This window comes from Citrobacter sp. Igbk 14, assembly GCF_028069825.1.
Lineage (GTDB): Bacteria > Pseudomonadota > Gammaproteobacteria > Enterobacterales > Enterobacteriaceae > Citrobacter.
Genome location: NZ_JANEWM010000073.1, coordinates 1 through 19,040 on the forward strand (window position 1 = coordinate 1; position 19,040 = coordinate 19,040).

Annotated in this window: 17 protein-coding genes; 8 read left to right on the forward strand and 9 right to left on the reverse strand. The window is 51.1% G+C overall.

Features of this window, described 5'->3' with window-relative positions:
• Positions 1 to 213: 213 nt before the first annotated feature.
• The 4 genes from rsmG to asnC form a co-directional block, all read right to left on the reverse strand.
• Positions 214 to 837 carry a 16S rRNA (guanine(527)-N(7))-methyltransferase RsmG gene (gene rsmG / locus NNN64_RS20405; RefSeq protein WP_271442568.1) on the reverse strand — a complete coding sequence of 208 codons (624 nt, stop codon included), beginning with the start codon at positions 835 to 837 and terminating at the stop codon, positions 214 to 216.
• A 102-nt stretch (positions 838 to 939) separates the two neighbouring features.
• On the reverse strand, positions 940 to 2,829 hold the full coding sequence (gene mnmG / locus NNN64_RS20410; protein ID WP_271442569.1) for a tRNA uridine-5-carboxymethylaminomethyl(34) synthesis enzyme MnmG: 1,890 nt from the start codon (positions 2,827 to 2,829) through the stop codon (positions 940 to 942).
• A 372-nt stretch (positions 2,830 to 3,201) separates the two neighbouring features.
• Positions 3,202 to 3,651 carry an FMN-binding protein MioC gene (gene mioC / locus NNN64_RS20415; protein WP_271442570.1) on the reverse strand — a complete coding sequence of 150 codons (450 nt, stop codon included), beginning with the start codon at positions 3,649 to 3,651 and terminating at the stop codon, positions 3,202 to 3,204.
• A gap of 88 nt (positions 3,652 to 3,739) precedes the next feature.
• Positions 3,740 to 4,198: a transcriptional regulator AsnC gene (gene asnC, locus NNN64_RS20420; RefSeq protein WP_003023780.1), complete on the reverse strand. Its 459-nt coding sequence runs from the start codon at positions 4,196 to 4,198 to the stop codon at positions 3,740 to 3,742.
• 151 nt (positions 4,199 to 4,349) lie between these two features.
• On the opposite strand from asnC, the gene asnA reads away from it, so the two are divergent.
• Positions 4,350 to 5,342 carry an aspartate--ammonia ligase gene (gene asnA, locus NNN64_RS20425; protein WP_005121446.1) on the forward strand — a complete coding sequence of 331 codons (993 nt, stop codon included), beginning with the start codon at positions 4,350 to 4,352 and terminating at the stop codon, positions 5,340 to 5,342.
• Between the two features lie 4 nt (positions 5,343 to 5,346).
• Here asnA and viaA read toward each other — a convergent pair whose 3' ends face one another.
• Positions 5,347 to 6,798, reverse strand: coding sequence for an ATPase RavA stimulator ViaA (gene viaA / locus NNN64_RS20430; protein WP_137381317.1), 1,452 nt, complete (start codon positions 6,796 to 6,798; stop codon positions 5,347 to 5,349).
• Positions 6,792 to 8,288: an ATPase RavA gene (gene ravA, locus NNN64_RS20435; protein WP_271442571.1), complete on the reverse strand. Its 1,497-nt coding sequence runs from the start codon at positions 8,286 to 8,288 to the stop codon at positions 6,792 to 6,794. The genes viaA and ravA overlap by 7 nt, the downstream gene beginning before the upstream one ends.
• A 331-nt stretch (positions 8,289 to 8,619) precedes the next feature.
• Here ravA and kup point away from each other — a divergent pair, with 331 nt between their 5' ends.
• From kup to rbsR, 7 genes are all read left to right on the forward strand, one after another.
• Positions 8,620 to 10,488, forward strand: coding sequence for a low affinity potassium transporter Kup (gene kup / locus NNN64_RS20440; protein ID WP_048213793.1), 1,869 nt, complete (start codon positions 8,620 to 8,622; stop codon positions 10,486 to 10,488).
• A 192-nt stretch (positions 10,489 to 10,680) separates the two neighbouring features.
• Positions 10,681 to 11,100, forward strand: a complete 420-nt coding sequence (rbsD, locus tag NNN64_RS20445) for a D-ribose pyranase (protein ID WP_271442572.1) — start codon at positions 10,681 to 10,683, stop codon at positions 11,098 to 11,100.
• Between the two features lie 7 nt (positions 11,101 to 11,107).
• Positions 11,108 to 12,613, forward strand: coding sequence for a ribose ABC transporter ATP-binding protein RbsA (gene rbsA / locus NNN64_RS20450; protein ID WP_271442573.1), 1,506 nt, complete (start codon positions 11,108 to 11,110; stop codon positions 12,611 to 12,613).
• Positions 12,614 to 12,618: 5 nt separating this feature from the next.
• A complete protein-coding gene (rbsC, locus tag NNN64_RS20455) occupies positions 12,619 to 13,584 on the forward strand; it encodes a ribose ABC transporter permease (protein ID WP_137381321.1) in 966 nt (321 codons plus the stop codon).
• A 24-nt stretch (positions 13,585 to 13,608) separates the two neighbouring features.
• Complete coding sequence (gene rbsB, locus NNN64_RS20460; RefSeq protein WP_271442574.1) at positions 13,609 to 14,499, forward strand: ribose ABC transporter substrate-binding protein RbsB; 891 nt, start codon at positions 13,609 to 13,611, stop codon at positions 14,497 to 14,499.
• A gap of 141 nt (positions 14,500 to 14,640) precedes the next feature.
• Positions 14,641 to 15,570 carry a ribokinase gene (rbsK, locus tag NNN64_RS20465; protein ID WP_271442575.1) on the forward strand — a complete coding sequence of 310 codons (930 nt, stop codon included), beginning with the start codon at positions 14,641 to 14,643 and terminating at the stop codon, positions 15,568 to 15,570.
• A 3-nt stretch (positions 15,571 to 15,573) separates the two neighbouring features.
• A complete protein-coding gene (rbsR, locus tag NNN64_RS20470) occupies positions 15,574 to 16,566 on the forward strand; it encodes a ribose operon transcriptional repressor RbsR (RefSeq protein ID WP_137381323.1) in 993 nt (330 codons plus the stop codon).
• Here the strand turns inward: rbsR and mdtD are convergent.
• The 3 genes from mdtD to NNN64_RS20485 form a co-directional block, all read right to left on the reverse strand.
• Positions 16,532 to 17,959: a multidrug transporter subunit MdtD gene (gene mdtD / locus NNN64_RS20475; RefSeq protein WP_271442576.1), complete on the reverse strand. Its 1,428-nt coding sequence runs from the start codon at positions 17,957 to 17,959 to the stop codon at positions 16,532 to 16,534. The genes rbsR and mdtD overlap by 35 nt on opposite strands.
• Before the next feature lie 3 nt (positions 17,960 to 17,962).
• The gene (locus tag NNN64_RS20480) at positions 17,963 to 18,667 is read right to left on the reverse strand and encodes a FadR/GntR family transcriptional regulator (protein WP_101742141.1); all 705 of its coding nucleotides are present in this window, start codon (positions 18,665 to 18,667) and stop codon (positions 17,963 to 17,965) included.
• Positions 18,668 to 18,698: 31 nt separating this feature from the next.
• Positions 18,699 to 19,040: hypothetical protein (locus NNN64_RS20485; protein ID WP_271442577.1), on the reverse strand; the 342-nt coding region annotated here is incomplete at its 5' end.

Below are 19,040 nucleotides of genomic sequence, written 5' to 3' on the forward strand. Positions count from 1 at the left end.
ATAATTAACACAAAACGGTGATTCTTAGGTTCTATTTTTAGCAGACTGATATTTTCACAGTTGACTTGTTTCGTTTTTAACAAAAAACGGTACGTTATAGTTATGATGCAAAACAGTAAGACAGAGGTGAAATGTAACACCACTTCCCCCCCTTATACCCCCCGGTATTTAACACCTGAAGGCCCGCTTTTTTTCTGTTTTTTTTGATAAATATTAAATTTTGTTTGGCTTAATAACCACCAAATGGCGCTCACCATCCAGTTGTGGAACCCGTAATTTTACAACTGATTCTACGCTGAACGCCGCAGGCAGTGTGGCGATCTCATCTTCCGGTAATTGCCCTTTTAAAGCATAAAAACGTCCATTTTGACCGGGTAAATGGTGGCACCAGCTCAGCATGTCGTTAAGAGACGCAAAAGCACGGCTTATCACACCATCAAAAGGTGGCTCAGAAGGGAATTCTTCTACCCTGCTTTGTACTGGAGTGATGTTGTCCAGTTTAAGCTCATGTTGTACCTGACGCAGAAAGCGTACGCGTTTTCCCAGACTATCCAGCAGAGTAAAATGCGCCTCAGGACGCACGATAGAAAGTGGAATTCCCGGTAAGCCCGGTCCCGTGCCGACATCAATAAAACGTACGCCCTGCAGATGGGGTGCGACCACAATGCTGTCCAGAATATGGCGCACCAGCATTTCGTTGGGGTCCCGCACCGATGTCAGGTTGTACGCTTTATTCCATTTGTGCAGCATATCGACATACGCAATCAGCTGATTTTTCTGGTGATCGGTAAGAGAAATACCAGCATCAGCCAGCAGACGAGAGAGTTTGTTGAGCACGGTCGTTACCTGTTAATAATCAATTACCCGCTGCGCTATAGCTTATCGGGTCGACAAATTTGCAGGGCGGGCAAGCGTAGCGCCCCCGCCCAAATAGTGTGATTAAGCGCTACGGCGCAGCATACCTTGTTTTTTCAGCCAAACCAGCAGAATGGAGATGGCGGCAGGCGTGACACCAGAAATGCGCGATGCCTGGCCGATTGACACAGGTTTGTGATCGTTCAGCTTGGCAATAACTTCATTCGACAAACCGGAAACCTGACGATAATCCAGAGTCGCAGGCAGCAACGTGTTCTCATTGCGCTGTTGTCTTTCGATTTCATCCTGCTGACGGGCAATATAACCTTCGTACTTAACCTGAATCTCAACCTGTTCAGCCGCCTGAGGATCATCAAGCGCTGGTGCAAATGCGGACAATGATGTCAGCTGCGCATAGGTCATGTCCGGACGACGCAGCAGATCTTCACCACTGGCCTCGCGTGACAGAGGCGTTGCCAGGTGCGCGTTCACTTCCGCAGCAGATTCAGCAAGCGGGTTCACCCAGGTTGATTTCAAACGCTGACGTTCTTGTTCGATGCGTTCCAGTTTTTCATTGAAGCGCGCCCAGCGTTCATCCCCCACCAGACCCAGTTCACGACCAATTTCGGTCAGACGGAGATCGGCGTTATCTTCGCGCAGCATCAAACGGTATTCTGCGCGCGAAGTAAACATGCGGTACGGTTCTTTAGTGCCCAACGTACACAGGTCATCCACCAGCACACCAAGATAGGCCTGAGAACGCGCAGGAGCCCACCCCTCTTTGTCAGCGGACAGGCGTGCGGCGTTCAGACCCGCCAGCAAACCTTGCGCGGCGGCTTCTTCGTAACCGGTTGTACCGTTAATCTGACCGGCAAAGAACAGACCCTGAATGAATTTACTTTCCAGAGTTGGTTTCAGGTCGCGTGGATCGAAGAAATCATATTCAATAGCATAGCCAGGACGAACAATTTTGGCGTTTTCCATCCCCTGCATGGAGCGGACAATTTGCATCTGCACGTCAAACGGCAGGCTGGTGGAAATACCGTTCGGGTAAATTTCGTTAGACGTCAGTCCTTCCGGTTCAAGGAAGATCTGGTGCTGGTTACGATCGGCAAAGCGCATCACTTTGTCTTCGATCGACGGGCAGTAACGTGGGCCTATACCTTCGATCACGCCAGCATACATCGGGCTACGATCGAGGTTATTACGGATCACGTCATGGGTTTTCTCGTTAGTATGCGTGATGTAACACGGCATCTGGCGCGGATGTTGAGAAACATCGCCAAGGAACGAAAAGACCGGCATCGGGTTATCGCTGTTTTGCTGGCCAAGTACGCTGAAATCGATGGTACGCGCATCAATACGCGGCGGTGTACCTGTTTTCAAACGACTAACGCGCAGCGGAAGCTCACGCAGGCGACGTGACAGTGGAATAGACGGCGGATCGCCTGCACGGCCACCGCTGTAGTTGTCCAGACCAATGTGAATTTTTCCGTCGAGGAAGGTCCCTACGGTTAATACAACCGCTTTAGCACGGAACTTCAGACCCATCTGAGTCACCGCACCCACAACACGATCGTTTTCAACAATCAGATCTTCAACCGCTTGCTGGAAGATCATCAGATTCGGCTGGTTCTCCAACGCAGTACGTACCGCCTGACGATAGAGCACGCGATCCGCCTGAGCACGAGTGGCGCGAACTGCCGGGCCTTTGCTGGCGTTTAGTATCCTAAACTGGATGCCGGCATGGTCGATCGCGGTTGCCATCAGGCCGCCAAGCGCATCCACTTCTTTTACCAGGTGTCCCTTCCCAATGCCGCCAATCGCTGGGTTGCAGCTCATTTGCCCCAGAGTGTCGATATTGTGTGTCAAAAGCAGAGTCTGTTGACCCATTCGCGCCGCGGCCATTGCGGCCTCGGTGCCTGCATGACCCCCGCCAATGATGATGACGTCAAAAGGATCCTGATAAAACATGGTAATTGCCTCGCATAACGCGGTGTGAAAATGGATTGAAGCCCGGGCCGTGGATTCTACTCAACTTTAGTCGATGGAGAAAGACCTCGGATCCTGGGTATTAAAAAGAAGATCTTTTTATTTAGAGATCTGTTTTATTGTGATCTCTTATTAGGATCGCGACTATCTGTGGATAAGGGCGATCCTTTGAATAAGATCAACGGGTTGTTGAGGATCATTAGCTGTGAATGATCGGTGATCCTGGTCCGTATAAGCTGGGATCAGAATGAAGGGTTATACACAACTCAAAAACTGAACAACAGTTATTCTTTGGATAACTACCGGTTGATCCAAGCTTTTAACCAGAGTTATCCACATAAAAAAGTACGATCTTTACAAATCTCTGAGCAATGGATGCCAGGATCCCAACCAAATTTCAGCCGGATCTTCCGGAATCTCATGTTCCAGTACGTTGATCCTGAGCGTTTCACCGATCTGTTTCGCCCCGCAGGCCTTCAGTTCAGCTTCCAGCTTGTCAATCGCACCGCAGAACGTGTCATATTCACGGCTACCAATGCCGATGGCACCAAAGCGTACCTGCGAAAGATCCGGTTTCTGCTCGCGCAATGCGTCATATAAAGGTTGCAGGTTATCAGGAATGTCTCCCGCACCGTGCGTTGAGCTGATTACCAGCCAGACCCCTTGAGTTGGAACCTCGTCGAGCATCGGTCCATGCAGTATTTCGCTGGAAAAACCAGCGTCATCCAGCTGTTCAGCCAAATGTTCTGCTACATATTCCGCACTGCCAAGCGTGCTGCCGCTGATAAGAGTGATATCTGCCATTGATCGCTACCTCGATGAAGAGGCAGCATTGTACGCTGTGAGCGAGCTGGGATCTACCTGTGGAAAAATAGGGGATTAAAAAAAGCGATCAGGGCTTGATGGTACGCATGATCGGGTTCTGCAAGACGATCAAGGTTTCTGTGGATTGAATTTCATCAATTGTTTGGATCTTGTTGATAAGTACTTGTTGCAGAGCATCGATAGATTTACACATCACCTTAATAAAGATGCTGTAGTGTCCGGTGGTGTAATACGCCTCGGTCACTTCATCGAGACTTTCCAGTCTGGCTAATGCAGATGGATAATCCTTAGCACTTTTCAGGATGATGCCAATAAAGCAGCCGACGTCATAACCCAGTTGTTTTGGACTGACATCAATACGTGCGCCGGTAATGATCCCAGCCTGCTTCATCTTTTCAACGCGTACGTGGATGGTACCCGGGCTGACACCAAACTGTTTTGCCAGTTCGGCGTAGGCGGTGCGGGCATTTTCCATCAGGGCGTCAAGAATGCCGCGGTCCAGATTGTCGATCTGATAATTTTCCATAGGTTTTTCTTATGTAGATTGATGATTCACTCTATTTTAGCGTTAAATTTTAACGAATCAAAATCGAAGTCGGCTTTTTGTTTGTTGATTATTGAATATTACCTCCATTCTGTTGCTTAATCATAGGCAACAGGACACAGGAGTAAACATAATGAAAACCGCTTACATTGCCAAACAACGTCAAATTAGCTTCGTGAAATCTCATTTTTCTCGTCAACTGGAGGAGCGTTTAGGTCTGATCGAAGTTCAGGCACCGATCCTCAGCCGCGTAGGAGATGGCACGCAGGATAACTTGTCTGGCTGTGAAAAAGCGGTGCAGGTGAAAGTGAAAGCATTACCAGACGCTCAGTTCGAAGTGGTTCATTCACTGGCGAAGTGGAAGCGTCAAACGCTGGGACAACACGACTTCAGCGCGGGCGAGGGGCTGTACACGCATATGAAAGCTCTGCGCCCGGATGAGGACCGTCTCTCTCCGCTTCACTCGGTCTACGTTGACCAGTGGGACTGGGAGCGCGTTATGGGTGACGGTGAGCGTCAATTCTCCACTCTGAAAAGCACAGTAGAGGCTATCTGGGCGGGAATTAAGGCAACCGAAGCTGCGGTAAGCAAAGAATTTGGTCTGGCACCGTTCCTGCCAGAGCAGATCCACTTTGTGCATAGCCAGGAGCTGTTATCTCGCTACCCGGATCTTGATGCAAAAGGTCGTGAACGTGCGATCGCAAAAGAGCTGGGCGCGGTGTTCCTGGTCGGGATCGGCGGCAAACTTAGCGACGGTCACCGTCATGACGTTCGTGCTCCGGATTATGATGACTGGAGTTCCGCTTCCGAGCTGGGCCATGCTGGTCTGAACGGTGATATCCTGGTGTGGAACCCTGTTCTGGAAGATGCGTTTGAACTGTCTTCGATGGGGATCCGCGTGGATGCCGATGCGCTGAAACACCAGCTTGCTCTGACCGGTGATGAAGACCGCCTGAGTCTGGAGTGGCACCAGGCACTGTTGCGTGGCGAAATGCCGCAGACCATTGGCGGCGGTATTGGGCAGTCACGCCTGACTATGCTGCTGCTGCAGTTGCCGCACATTGGCCAGGTTCAGTGCGGTGTGTGGCCTGCACAGGTCCGTGAAAGCGTCGCTTCTCTGCTGTAAAAAATTAACGCCGCCAGCGTCTGAGCAGGCGGCTTCGCATCCCGGTATCAAAGCGCCAGATATGATCGAAAATGCGCATGATGCCGGGTTTGCCGTGTGCTGACATCGCGACCGCATGAAAACGGTGCTGATGTACCCGCTGTAATTCCCCCACTTTGTTGACAACTTCATCGGGTAATCGCTGGGCGATAAAATCCGAAATCACCACCGCATCGGCATCAAACCATTCCCGACCTTGCATACGTTCAATAATGGCGCGAAAACAGCTGGCAATGTCCGTACCGCCGCGAAAACGCTGGCTTAAAAAACGGATTGCCTGCTCAATGCCTTCCGGACCGGATAGCTCATAGCGCACGACTTCTGTCGAAAATAACATGATGAAACAGCGGCGGTTATCGGCGAGTGCAACGCGCATCAGTGCGAGGCAAAAGGCTTTCGCACACTGTTCGTTAAATCCGCCCATCGATCCCGAGGTATCGACACAGACAATAAACGGTCCACGAGGTTGTTCGTCAAAATCCTGGTGTATAACCGGCCGCTCTGTGACTTTCTCGCGCCAGGCTTCTCCATGCAGGCGGTATGTCAGGAGCTGCTTTTCCACCAGCCGCCGATAGAACTCATATTCCAGTTCGGTAATACCCAACGTGGCCAATTCGGGGGGGAGTAAACGCAGGATATCATCGCTTTGTTGAATGCCATCCACCTGTTCCGGGACGGTGGCCGGTTCACGCACCAGCGTACGGAATGTTTCCATTGGCGCATCTTTACGCGGCACGGATTTCGCTTCTCTGGAGCGCCCCAACTGTTCGGCCAGACGTTGAAGTTCGGGTTGTTGCGTCAGAAACTCACCGTATTTCACCATCAGCTGATAATCACCGCGCTTGATTTGACCTGCGCTCATGTCCCACAAACGACCCGCTGCGTTGTCATTTTCCGCCAGCACAGGTTCCAGTTGGCCACTGAGCGTCATCCGTTCCTGCACTTCACTGAGCAACTGTTCGCGTTCTTCTTCCAGTAGCTGCTGATTAAGCGTGGTGGTTTGAACCACCAGGCTCAGGCGCCAGCGCTGGAGAAATAGTGTATGCAGTGCGGGCGTAAAAGTACTGTTGTCATCGACCAGTTGCTGCGCTTGCCCAGCCCATGGTGAGTGGAGTCGGTGCAGGAGCGCTAAGATTTGCGGTAGCTGGACGATAAACTGCGGAGTGGAGAGGAGCTGGCTTTGCTGATAGCACATTACCTCTTCTGTTAGCTCCGGCGGTACGTGGGTATCTTTGAGGCGGCTACGTAACGCTTCACGCCAGCGGGGAACATCGTCAGTAATCGCTTTTTTTAGCCGGGGAAATTTTTTGAAAAAGACCGCCATCTGCGGGGAAGCCAGCAGTGCGATGATCATCTCTTCGATCATCCCCTCTTCGCCGACCGCCAGCATGATATTCAGCGTATCAAGGGTCAGCATTGTTGTGCCTGTCGGATCTGTGTACCGACGTCCTGCAGGCTGGCTTCAATGCGGCCTAACCAGTCACTATGGATAAACAGACATTTTTGCTGTTCACTGAATTCGCTGTGCTGCTGGTGCCATTCGTTGTCGAGCGCTTCAAGCTGCTGTTTTATCTCACTGGGCATGCCTTCTTCTGATGCACCGGGTAACGCCAGTCGAGAACCTTGCAAGCTGACGTCGCGTACGACCAGGTGCTGAGCGCTGTCGACTTCCATGTTCAGCGTCTGGGCAAATCCGATACCGTTTAATTTTCCGCGGATCTCGCCGCCTTTAGTCAGCCACAGCTCCAGAGCGCCGCGTTCAAAGGCAATATGGATAACGTCCATATCGTGCAGCTTTAGGGGTTTTTGCAGTAGCAGTGTCAGTACGGAAGTGTTGGCTTCCGGAGGTAAATCATAATGAGGACGGCGGCTGAACATTCCGCCCTGACGAATCACCGTGAACGCTGTTTTATCACTTTGCTGCTGCTGTAGCTGGATGCGACGCTGCATTATTGCCCCAAGGCGAGTCAACATTGTCTGCTGCTGCCAGGCGTGCCCGGTCATCAATATTTCGATTTGTTGCTGCATCAGATTCAGGCTTTGCGCGTCATACCATAAGCAATCTTTCAGTAGAATAAGGTCGATAGGTGCAACGGCATCGCGCCCGCTAAAGAAGGCGCTGGCCTGGAGTAAGCGGATTGCTTTTTTCCAGCGACGGTCAGAGACGTAGGGGGCGTTCGGTAGCGCATCCAGTTGCTGGCGCAGGGTGAAAATCAATTCAAATACACGATCGGGAAGCGTGATTTTGCCAATGTCTTTTTGCCACTGGTAGTACTCTTCATCCGTCACTTGTAACGTTGTTGGAACAGGGTTGTCACTTTCATCCTGCTGGCTTAACAGCATAGATCGGAAGTTAGCCTTGTCCTGGACTTTATCCAGCCACAGGCGAATCAGCATACGGTCATACAATGCTTCCAGGCTGCTGTCCGCTTCAGGTAGTTCGTTGGAGGCCGCGACCAGCAGGCGCATCGGGATTTTCTCCTCGTGTGCACCGTTGCGGAAGTGGCGTTCGTTAATGGCGGTAAGCAGGGTGTTGAGAATGGCCGGGCCTGCTTTCCAGATTTCATCGAGAAAAACAATTTCGGCTTCCGGAAGGTAGCCTGCTGTTAAGCGCTCATAGCGACCTTCGTCTTTAAGCGCCTGAATGGATAGCGGGCCAAAGACCTCTTCAGGTGTCGAGAAGCGCGTCATCAGATATTCGAAAGCTCGGGCATTTTTAAAGGCAAACTTCAGTCGGCGAGCGATTAAGCTTTTCGCGATCCCTGGAGGGCCTAATAAGAAGACGCTCTCGCCGCTGAGTGCGGCCAGCAGACACAGGCGAATGGCGTGGCTACGTTCATAAAGTCCCTTTTCCAGCGCATTGCTCAGACGGGAAATTCTTTCCGCTAATAAATGTGGGTGAGCCATAATGAAGTGGCGTCCTTTCGCCAAATGTACCGCGTTAAACAGCGAGTATAGATGTTTAGCCCCTGGGCTGTAATAGACTGAAGGCGCGTTTATTTTTCTTTGAGCCAGATTAATCTGGTCTCATTTAGGGGTACGATTTTGCGATTAATCGTGCATACTGTGCGCCTTTTTGTGGGCCAAGGGACGACGCACACATTTCTAATATATACACCATATCAATCAAGCTGCACCAAGGCGGCAATGGAGTTATTCCCTGGGATGGGCGGAATAACGAATGCAGCCAACGCGGAGGTAGCTTGAGCGATGATGTGTATAAACGAAAGACGAGTCTATGAGCACTGATAATAAGCAATCATTGTCTGCGATTACCCTCGCGGCCATTGGGGTTGTCTACGGTGATATTGGTACCAGCCCACTTTATACGCTTCGTGAATGTTTGTCCGGGCAGTTTGGTTTTGGCGTTGAACGTGATGCCGTGTTTGGTTTTCTCTCGCTGATTTTCTGGCTGCTGATCCTGGTTGTTTCCGTTAAATATCTGTCATTTGTTATGCGTGCTGATAACGCCGGGGAAGGCGGGATCCTGACGTTGATGTCGTTGGCCGGGCGTAATACGTCGGCGCGAACGACCTCGATGCTGGTGATTATGGGATTGATTGGCGGCAGCTTTTTCTATGGCGAGGTGGTGATTACGCCAGCGATTTCGGTGATGTCGGCGATTGAAGGTCTGGAGATTATTGCTCCACAACTGGACACCTGGATAGTTCCTCTCTCTATTATCGTACTTACCCTGCTGTTTTTGATTCAAAAACACGGTACCGGCATGGTAGGTAAGCTGTTTGCGCCGATTATGCTGATATGGTTCCTCGTGCTTGCCGTGCTGGGTGTACGCAGCATTATTGCGAATCCGGAAGTGTTGCATGCCCTTAATCCGTATTGGGCTGTTCATTTCTTCCTGGAATTCAAAACGCTATCCTTTATTGCGCTGGGCGCGGTGGTGCTGTCGATTACCGGTGTTGAAGCGCTGTATGCCGATATGGGCCACTTTGGTAAGTTACCGATTCGCCTGGCATGGTTCTCCGTCGTATTGCCTTCGCTGGTGTTGAATTATTTTGGTCAGGGAGCGTTGTTGTTAAAGCATCCCGAAGCGATCAAAAACCCGTTCTTCCTGTTGGCACCGGACTGGGCACTGATTCCGCTGCTGATCCTTGCCGCTCTGGCAACGGTTATCGCCTCTCAGGCGGTTATCTCCGGCGTATTCTCACTGACGCGCCAGGCTGTGCGTCTGGGGTATTTATCGCCGATGCGGATTATCCATACTTCAGAAATGGAATCGGGTCAGATCTATATTCCTTTCGTAAACTGGATGCTTTATTTCGCCGTGGTTATCGTGATAGTGAGCTTTGAGCACTCCAGTAATCTGGCTGCTGCGTACGGTATTGCGGTAACGGGAACAATGGTGCTGACGTCCATCTTGTCGACGACTGTGGCGCGGCAAAACTGGCACTGGAATAAATACTTCGTCTTCCTGATTCTGGTCGCGTTCCTGTGCATCGATGTTCCGTTATTCTCTGCAAACCTCGATAAGCTCGTTTCAGGCGGCTGGTTGCCGCTCTCGCTGGGTCTGGTGATGTTCACGATTATGACGACCTGGAAAAGCGAACGCTTCCGTCTGTTGCGTCGTATGCATGAGCACGGTAACTCTCTGGAGGCGATGATTGCCTCGCTGGAGAAATCCCCACCGGTGCGTGTACCAGGAACGGCGGTGTATATGTCCCGTGCGTTGAACGTCATCCCGTTTGCGCTGCTGCATAATCTCAAACACAACAAAGTGTTGCATGAACGCGTTATTCTGCTGACGTTGCGCACTGAAGACGCACCCTATGTACACAATGTACGTAGAGTGCAGATTGAGCAACTGTCGCCTACCTTCTGGCGCGTGGTGGCCAGTTATGGCTGGCGTGAAACGCCAAACGTTGAGGAAGTGTTCCACCGCTGTGGTCTGGAAGGCTTAAGTTGCCGGATGATGGAAACCTCCTTCTTTATGTCGCATGAGTCGCTGATTGTTGGTAAACGGCCATGGTATCTGCGCCTGCGCGGTAAGCTGTATTTGCTGTTGCAGCGTAACGCGCTACGTGCGCCGGACCAGTTTGAAATTCCGCCTAACCGGGTGATTGAACTCGGTACTCAGGTCGAGATTTAATGTTGTTGACGCCCTCTTTCATCGTGAAAGGGGGCGTTTTGTTTGACCCCTCTCAGTTTTCTTTTCATCTCATGATAATCCTTGCGAAACGTTTCGATGGTGATCACATTTTCGTAACCTCGCGGTGGTTTTCTGTGCACCCTTCAGACTAAACTTATCGTCAGCGAAACGTTTCGCTAGTGGGGAAAGAAAATGAAGAAAGGCACGGTACTCAACTCTGAAATTTCATCGGTGATCTCCCGTCTGGGGCATACCGATACGCTGGTGGTATGTGATGCGGGTTTACCCATCCCGAATAGCACAACCCGTATCGATATGGCATTAACCCAGGGCGTACCTTCTTTTATGCAGGTATTGGATGTGGTCACGCGTGAAATGCAGGTCGAGGCAGCCATTCTCGCGACGGAAATTAAACAACATAATCCGCAACTCCACGAAACGTTGCTCAAACACATTGAGCAACTGCAACAACACCAGGGAAACACCATAGAAATTCGTTACACCACGCATGAGCATTTCAAAAAACAAACCGCTGACAGTCAGGCGGTAATTCGCAGCGGAGAGTGTTCTCCGTATGCGAATATTATTCTTTGTGCTGGCGTCACGTTCTGAGGCCATCATGAACGCATTACTGCAACTCAAAGGGATCGATAAAGCGTTCCCGGGCGTAAAAGCGCTATCTGGCGCCGCATTGAATGTCTATCCAGGTCGCGTAATGGCGCTGGTAGGCGAAAACGGCGCGGGTAAATCCACCATGATGAAAGTACTGACCGGTATCTATACCCGTGATGCCGGTTCTTTATTATGGTTGGGGAAAGAAACCACCTTCAACGGCCCAAAATCCTCCCAGGAAGCCGGGATTGGCATTATTCACCAGGAGCTGAACCTGATCCCGCAACTCACCATCGCTGAGAACATTTTTCTTGGCCGTGAGTTTGTAAATCGCTTTGGCAAAATAGACTGGAAGAAGATGTATGCCGAAGCCGATCTGCTGCTTGCCAAACTCAATCTGCGTTTTAAAAGCGACAGGCTGGTGGGTGAGTTGTCGATTGGCGATCAGCAGATGGTTGAAATTGCCAAAGTGTTGAGCTTTGAGTCGAAGGTCATCGTTATGGATGAACCGACCGACGCCCTTACCGATACCGAAACGGAATCCCTGTTCCGCGTGATCCGCGAACTTAAATCGCAGGGGCGCGGTATCGTCTATATCTCCCACCGTATGAAAGAGATCTTCGAGATTTGCGATGACGTGACCGTTTTCCGCGACGGGCAGTTTATTGCCGAGCGTGAAGTTGCCTCGTTAACCGAAGATTCGCTGATTGAAATGATGGTGGGACGTAAGCTGGAAGATCAGTACCCGCGGCTGGATAAAGCGCCGGGTGAAGTACGCCTGAAAGTCGATAACCTGTGCGGCCCAGGGGTGAACAGTGTTTCATTCACGCTGCGCAAAGGTGAGATCCTTGGGGTATCGGGTCTGATGGGGGCCGGGCGAACCGAATTGATGAAAGTCCTGTATGGCGCACTGCCGCGTACCAGCGGTTACGTCACACTGGATGGCCATGAAGTTGTCACCCGTTCGCCGCAGGATGGCCTGGCTAACGGTATCGTCTATATTTCTGAAGACCGTAAACGCGATGGTTTAGTGCTGGGCATGTCGGTGAAAGAGAATATGTCATTGACCGCGTTGCGCTATTTCAGCCGTGCCGGCGGAAGCCTGAAGCATAAAGATGAGCAGCAGGCGGTAGGTGATTTTATTCGTCTGTTCAATGTGAAAACGCCATCGATGGAACAGGCTATCGGCCTGCTTTCTGGCGGTAACCAGCAGAAAGTGGCGATTGCACGCGGTTTGATGACCCGACCCAAAGTGCTGATCCTCGATGAGCCAACACGCGGCGTTGATGTTGGCGCCAAGAAAGAAATCTACCAGCTTATCAATCAGTTTAAAGCCGATGGGCTGAGCATCATTCTGGTCTCTTCTGAGATGCCAGAAGTATTGGGCATGAGCGATCGAATTATCGTTATGCATGAAGGGCATCTCGGCGGTGAGTTCACTCGCGAGCAGGCCACTCAGGAAGTATTAATGGCTGCCGCTGTGGGCAAGCTTAATCGCGTGAATCAGGAGTAAAAAAGATGACAACCCAGGCTGTTTCTGGTCGCCGTTATTTCACTAAAGCATGGCTTCTGGAGCAAAAGTCGCTCATCGCTCTGTTAGTGCTGATTGCGATTGTTTCCACCATGAGCCCGAACTTTTTTACTGTTAATAACCTGTTCAACATTCTCCAGCAAACGTCGGTAAACGCCATTATGGCCGTTGGCATGACGCTGGTCATCCTGACGTCGGGTATCGATCTGTCCGTTGGTTCCCTGCTGGCGCTCACCGGTGCGGTTGCGGCTTCCATTGTAGGAATTGAAGTCAACGCGCTGGTCGCCGTCGCGGCAGCATTGGCGCTGGGCGCTGCTGTTGGTGCGTTAACCGGGGTGATTGTCGCAAAAGGTCGCGTACAGGCATTTATCGCTACGCTGGTGATGATGCTGCTGCTGCGTGGTGTAACCATGGTCTACACCAACGGCAGTCCGGTAAATACCGGCTTTACCGACAATGCCGACCTGTTTGGCTGGTTTGGTATTGGTCGTCCGTTAGGCGTCCCGACGCCGGTGTGGATTATGGGTATTGTCTTCCTGGCGGCGTGGTACATGCTGCATCACACCCGTCTGGGCCGTTATATCTATGCGCTGGGTGGTAACGAAGCGGCAACGCGTCTGTCTGGTATCAGCGTCAGCAAAATCAAAATCATCGTCTATTCACTCTGTGGGCTGCTGGCTTCGCTGGCGGGCATCATTGAAGTGGCACGTCTTTCCTCTGCACAACCAACGGCGGGTACCGGCTACGAGCTGGATGCTATCGCTGCGGTCGTATTAGGCGGTACCAGCCTGGCGGGTGGTAAAGGACGAATTGTTGGGACGCTGATCGGCGCATTGATTCTTGGTTTCCTCAATAATGGTTTGAATTTGTTAGGTGTATCCTCCTATTACCAGATGATCGTCAAAGCGGTGGTGATTTTGCTGGCGGTACTGGTAGACAACAAAAAGCAGTAACAACGATTACAGGACATCTTAAATATGAACATGAAAAAACTGGCTACCCTGGTTTCTGCTGTTGCGCTGAGCGCCACCGTGAGCGCGAATGCGATGGCGAAAGATACCATTGCGCTGGTGGTCTCCACGCTTAATAACCCGTTCTTTGTCTCCCTGAAAGATGGTGCGCAAAAAGAGGCGGATAAGCTGGGCTATAACCTGGTTATTCTGGATTCACAGAATAACCCGGCGAAAGAACTGGCAAACGTTCAGGATTTAACGGTTCGCGGTACTAAAATACTGCTGATTAACCCGACGGACTCCGATGCCGTGGGTAATGCTGTGAAGATGGCTAACCAGGCGAAGATTCCGGTTATCACTCTCGACCGCGTAGCGTCTAAAGGTGAAGTGGTAAGCCATATTGCGTCTGATAACGTGCTGGGCGGCAAAATTGCGGGTGATTACATCGCGAAAAAAGCCGGTGAAGGCGCGAAAGTTATCGAACTGCAGGGCATTGCCGGAACGTCCGCGGCGCGTGAGCGTGGCGAAGGTTTCCAGCAGGCCGTTGCGGCACACAAATTTAACGTACTGGCCAGTCAGCCGGCAGACTTCGACCGTACGAAAGGCTTGAACGTTATGCAGAACCTGCTGACTGCACATCCTGATGTGCAGGCGGTATTTGCCCAGAACGATGAAATGGCGCTGGGTGCATTGCGCGCACTGCAAACTGCGGGTAAATATGATGTGATGGTGGTTGGATTTGACGGCACACCTGATGGCGAAAAAGCAGTAAATGATGGCAAACTGGCTGCGACTATTGCTCAGTTGCCGGATCAGATTGGCGCGAAAGGCGTTGAGACTGCGGATAAAGTCCTGAAAGGCGAGAAGGTTCAGGCTAAATATCCGGTTGACCTGAAGCTGGTCATCAAGCAGTAATACCGATTCAGGCCGCTCGTGGCCTGATGGAGACATAAATACGCCATCGTTAGATCTGGTTCTGAAGATGAAAGCGTAAAAAGAAAAGCAGGGCACGCGCCACCCTAACCAGGTGGCGCACTTTGACTTGGAATACCTAACATGAAAACCGCAGGCAACCTCGTTGTTCTTGGCAGCATTAATGCCGATCACATCCTCAACCTTAACTCTTTCCCGACACCGGGTGAAACCGTAACCGGTAGCCAATATCAGGTGGCGTTTGGCGGTAAAGGCGCGAATCAAGCGGTTGCTGCAGGGCGTAGTGGCGCGAATATCGCGTTCATTGCCTGTACGGGTGATGACGATATTGGCGAAAGTGTTCGTAAACAGTTAGCCCGCGATAATATTGATATTACCCCGATTAGCGTTATTTCGGGTGAATCGACCGGTGTGGCGCTGATTTTTGTGAATGCTGAAGGTGAGAACGTTATCGGTATTCATGCCGGCGCGAATGCTGCACTTTCTCCGGCGTTGGTCGAAGCACAGCGTGACCGTATTGCTCAGGCGTCTGCGTTACTGATGCAATTAGAATCACCGATCGAAAGCGTGTTGGCTGCGGCAAAGATAGCGCAGCAAAACAAGACTACGGTTGCCCTGAATCCAGCCCCGGCACGTGAACTATCCGACGAGTTGCTGGCGCTGGTGGATATTATTACCCCAAATGAAACCGAAGCTGAAAAGCTGACGGGGATCCGGGTAGAAAACGATGAAGATGCAGCTAAAGCGGCGCAGGCGTTGCACGCGAAGGGTATTCATACTGTACTGATTACCTTAGGTAGTCGTGGCGTGTGGGCCAGCGTAAACGGTGAAGGTCGTCGTGTGCCTGGGTTTAAAGTGGATGCTGTTGATACTATCGCTGCCGGAGATACCTTTAACGGCGCGTTAATCACGGCGTTACTGGAAGAGACTCCGCTATCGGAAGCCATCCGTTTTGCACATGCTGCCGCGGCGATTGCAGTCACACGTAAAGGTGCACAGCCTTCCGTTCCATGGCGTGAAGAAATCGAAGCGTTTTTAAGTCAACAGAGGTAACGCTTGGCTACAATGAAGGACGTTGCCCGCCTGGCGGGTGTTTCCACGTCGACGGTTTCTCACGTCATTAATAAAGATCGCTTTGTCAGTGAGGCGATCACTGACAAAGTTGATGCGGCGATCAAAGCGCTTAACTATGCGCCTTCCGCGTTGGCGCGTAGTCTCAAACTGAATCAGACCCGCACGATTGGCATGTTAATCACAGCCAGTACCAATCCCTTTTACTCTGAGCTGGTTCGTGGTGTTGAACGTAGCTGCTTTGAACGCGGTTACAGCCTGGTGTTGTGCAACACCGAAGGTGATGAGCAGCGAATGAACCGTAATCTGGAAACCTTGATGCAAAAGCGGGTAGACGGCTTGCTGCTGCTCTGCACGGAAACACATCAGCCTTCCAGAGAGATCATGCAGCGTTACCCGTCTATACCCACCGTTATGATGGACTGGTCGCCTTTTGATGGTGAAAGCGATCTGATTCAGGATAACTCCCTGTTGGGTGGGGATTTAGCCACCCAGCATCTTATCGAAAAAGGGTTTACGCGCATTGCCTGCATCACGGGCCCTCTGGATAAAACACCGGCGCGTCTGCGTCTGGAGGGGTATCGTGCGGCAATGAAGCGTGCAGGGCTGGCTATCCCGGACGGTTACGAGATCACCGGTGACTTCGAGTTTGGCGGTGGGTTTGAAGCTATGCAAACGCTGTTGTCGCATAAAGACCGCCCACAGGCTGTTTTTACCGGCAATGACGCGATGGCGGTTGGAGCATATCAGGCTTTATATCAGTCTGGATTGCGTATCCCGCAGGATATGGCGGTAGTCGGTTATGATGACATAGAACTGGCGCGCTATATGACGCCGCCGCTGACAACTATTCACCAACCGAAAGATGAGTTGGGCGAGCTGGCCATTGATGTGTTAATCCACCGTATGGCACAGCCCGCATTGCAGCAGCAGCGCTTGCAGCTTACTCCTGTTCTGATGGCGCGGGGGTCGGTTTAGGCTTATGCCGCTCTTTGATCAGATTGCGCCCATCTTTGGCTCTTAACAGCATAAACATCAACGCCGATACGACGGTGATCGCGCCCATAGTAATAAAGGTATAGTGGAACTGTTCGACCGTATTGGTTCCTTCCATACCTTCGTAGATACGCAGGACCGCGGCACTGATGGCAACCCCTAAACTAATAGACAGCTGCTGCGTAACGGCTAAAACGCTGTTACCGCTGCTGGCGTTCTCATCAGTCAAATCTGCCAGAGTAATGGTATTCATCGAGGTAAACTGGGTGGACATTGCCATACCTAAAATGAACAGTGGCAGGATTAGCATCCAGACCGGCATGGCTGGAGACTGCAAAGAGAACTGTGCAATCATCAGGCCGATAAACACTGTAATACCGACCAGTGTGGTCCGGTAGCCGAGTCGGCGCAGTACCTGCGTCACCATCGATTTTGCCAGAATTGATCCCAGTGCTGTCGGAGCCATCATGCAACCGGCAATGAGTGCCGGGTATCCAAAGCCTACCTGCAGCATCAGTGGCATTAAGAAAGGTACGCATCCCGTCCCCAGGCGAGTAGCAAGGTTTCCGGCGATGCCAACAGAAAAGGTTCGCGTTTTAAAAATAGGAAGCGCAATCAATGGGGTCGGATGGCGACGCGCATGACGGATGTAGGCGAGAAGTAACACAATGCTGGCGAGAATAATGCCAAGTGCGACCCAACTGGCAACAAGTTTCTCGCCAAACAATTCAACACCGCTGGAAAACAGCACCAGGCTTAGACCAAAGAGAAAGAAACCGGTCATATCGAAGCCGCGGCGTGGTGTGGTGAAGTTCGGCATATATTTGCGGGCATAGAAGATACCGGCAATGCCGATGGGAATATTAATCAGGAAGATCCAGTGCCAACTGGCCCACGTTACCAGCACACCACCCAGTACCGGACCTAAAATCGGTCCAACAAGGCCGGGCATGGTCACGAAATTAAGCACGGGGAGTAGTTCGCTGCGCGGGTAAGCACGCAATAATGCCAGACGGGCAACTGGCATCATCATTGCGCCACCGATACCCTGTATCACGCGGAAAACCACCAGTTCACTTAATGAGCTGGAAAGTGCACAAGCTAACGACCCCAACGTAAACAGGCTAACGGCAATCATAAATACGCGCCGGGTCCCGAATCTGTCAGCCAACCATCCACTCACCGGGATCAGCATAGCGACTGTCAGGGTATAGCTGATAATGGCTGACTGCATGGCAAGCGGGGAGCGGTTAAGACTATGTGCTATTGCGGGTAAGGCCGTGTTGAGGATAGTGGCATCTAATGCCTGCATAAAAAAGGCCATGGCGGCTATCCATGGCAATCCAGCCATACTGCGCGATTTCTTTTCTGACATAGATTATTTATCCGGGAGCTCGTTCGGTGCTATCAGTAATGCCTGACAAGCGGCAAATGCGCGTTCGCCATCGCTATCTTCTATTGCATCGACAATGGCCTGGTGCAAATCCAGCTTGACCACATCGTTATAGGTAATCGACGTAAAGTAGGTCTGATAAACGGAATGGAACAATGATGCGAAGGATATCAGGAATGGATTCGCGCTCATTTCATAAATGTGCTCATGCCAGGCAATATCAACTTCAATCCAACGTTCGCGTCTGAAGTTTCTTTTCAGCTCGACCATCTCTTCCATTAATGTATTGAGATGGGCTTTCTGCTCTGCTGTACCAATCGTCGCAGCCAGTAAACAAGCTTGAGGTTCCAGGCTAATACGCATCACCAGAAAGTGCTTAATGACCTGTGGGAAATTATCTTCCGTCATCCACCAGGTGAGCAGCTCCTGATCGAGGAAGTTCCAGTTTGCCTGCGGCATAACGCGTGTACCAATACGTGGGCGCGGTAATACCATACCTTTAGCCGTTAATGTCTTAACTGCTTCCCTTACCGCAGTTCGGCTCACGCCAAACTGATCGCCCAGCTCAATTTCACCTGGCAGGATAGCGCCGGGTGCGTATTCACCTTTTAATATTCTCTGAGCCAGCTTTTCTGCCAGAACATAGGAAAGATTCTTTTGGGCAGCTATCTGTTGGGCATTTAAAGGCATGAATGTTCTTCCTTACGCTTTTTCTTATTCATTAGTATGCCATCAGGGAGTGTGATTGCGGCTGCAAAAACGGCAAATTGCTTATTTTATGGCATGTTAATGGTTGTTTTGGTGAAAAAATACGCATTCGGAAAGTTATTTTAAATTTCCCCTTGTCAGCCTGAAATAACTCCCTATAATGCGCCTCCACTGACACGGAACAACGGATTACAAGCCGCCGGGTCAGCGGGGTTCCACTGAGAACTTCGGCGAAGAAAGCGAAATTAAATGCTTGACTTCGTAGCGGGATGGCGTAATATGCACACCCCGCGCCGCTGAGAAAAAGCGAAGCGGCACTGCTCTTTAACAATTTATCAGACAATCTGTGTGGGCA

Bases quoted from the DNA above. Each gene is read 5' to 3' on its own strand.
- mnmG (WP_271442569.1), bottom strand. From the start codon at position 2,829: ATGTTTTATCAGGATCCTTTTGACGTCATCATCATTGGCGGGGGTCAT.
- mioC (WP_271442570.1), bottom strand. From the start codon at position 3,651: ATGGCAGATATCACTCTTATCAGCGGCAGCACGCTTGGCAGTGCGGAA.
- asnC (WP_003023780.1), bottom strand. From the start codon at position 4,198: ATGGAAAATTATCAGATCGACAATCTGGACCGCGGCATTCTTGACGCC.
- asnA (WP_005121446.1), top strand. From the start codon at position 4,350: ATGAAAACCGCTTACATTGCCAAACAACGTCAAATTAGCTTCGTGAAA.
- viaA (WP_137381317.1), bottom strand. From the start codon at position 6,798: ATGCTGACCCTTGATACGCTGAATATCATGCTGGCGGTCGGCGAAGAG.
- ravA (WP_271442571.1), bottom strand. From the start codon at position 8,288: ATGGCTCACCCACATTTATTAGCGGAAAGAATTTCCCGTCTGAGCAAT.
- kup (WP_048213793.1), top strand. From the start codon at position 8,620: ATGAGCACTGATAATAAGCAATCATTGTCTGCGATTACCCTCGCGGCC.
- rbsD (WP_271442572.1), top strand. From the start codon at position 10,681: ATGAAGAAAGGCACGGTACTCAACTCTGAAATTTCATCGGTGATCTCC.
- rbsA (WP_271442573.1), top strand. From the start codon at position 11,108: ATGAACGCATTACTGCAACTCAAAGGGATCGATAAAGCGTTCCCGGGC.
- rbsC (WP_137381321.1), top strand. From the start codon at position 12,619: ATGACAACCCAGGCTGTTTCTGGTCGCCGTTATTTCACTAAAGCATGG.
- rbsB (WP_271442574.1), top strand. From the start codon at position 13,609: ATGAACATGAAAAAACTGGCTACCCTGGTTTCTGCTGTTGCGCTGAGC.
- rbsK (WP_271442575.1), top strand. From the start codon at position 14,641: ATGAAAACCGCAGGCAACCTCGTTGTTCTTGGCAGCATTAATGCCGAT.
- mdtD (WP_271442576.1), bottom strand. From the start codon at position 17,959: ATGTCAGAAAAGAAATCGCGCAGTATGGCTGGATTGCCATGGATAGCC.
- NNN64_RS20480 (WP_101742141.1), bottom strand. From the start codon at position 18,667: ATGCCTTTAAATGCCCAACAGATAGCTGCCCAAAAGAATCTTTCCTAT.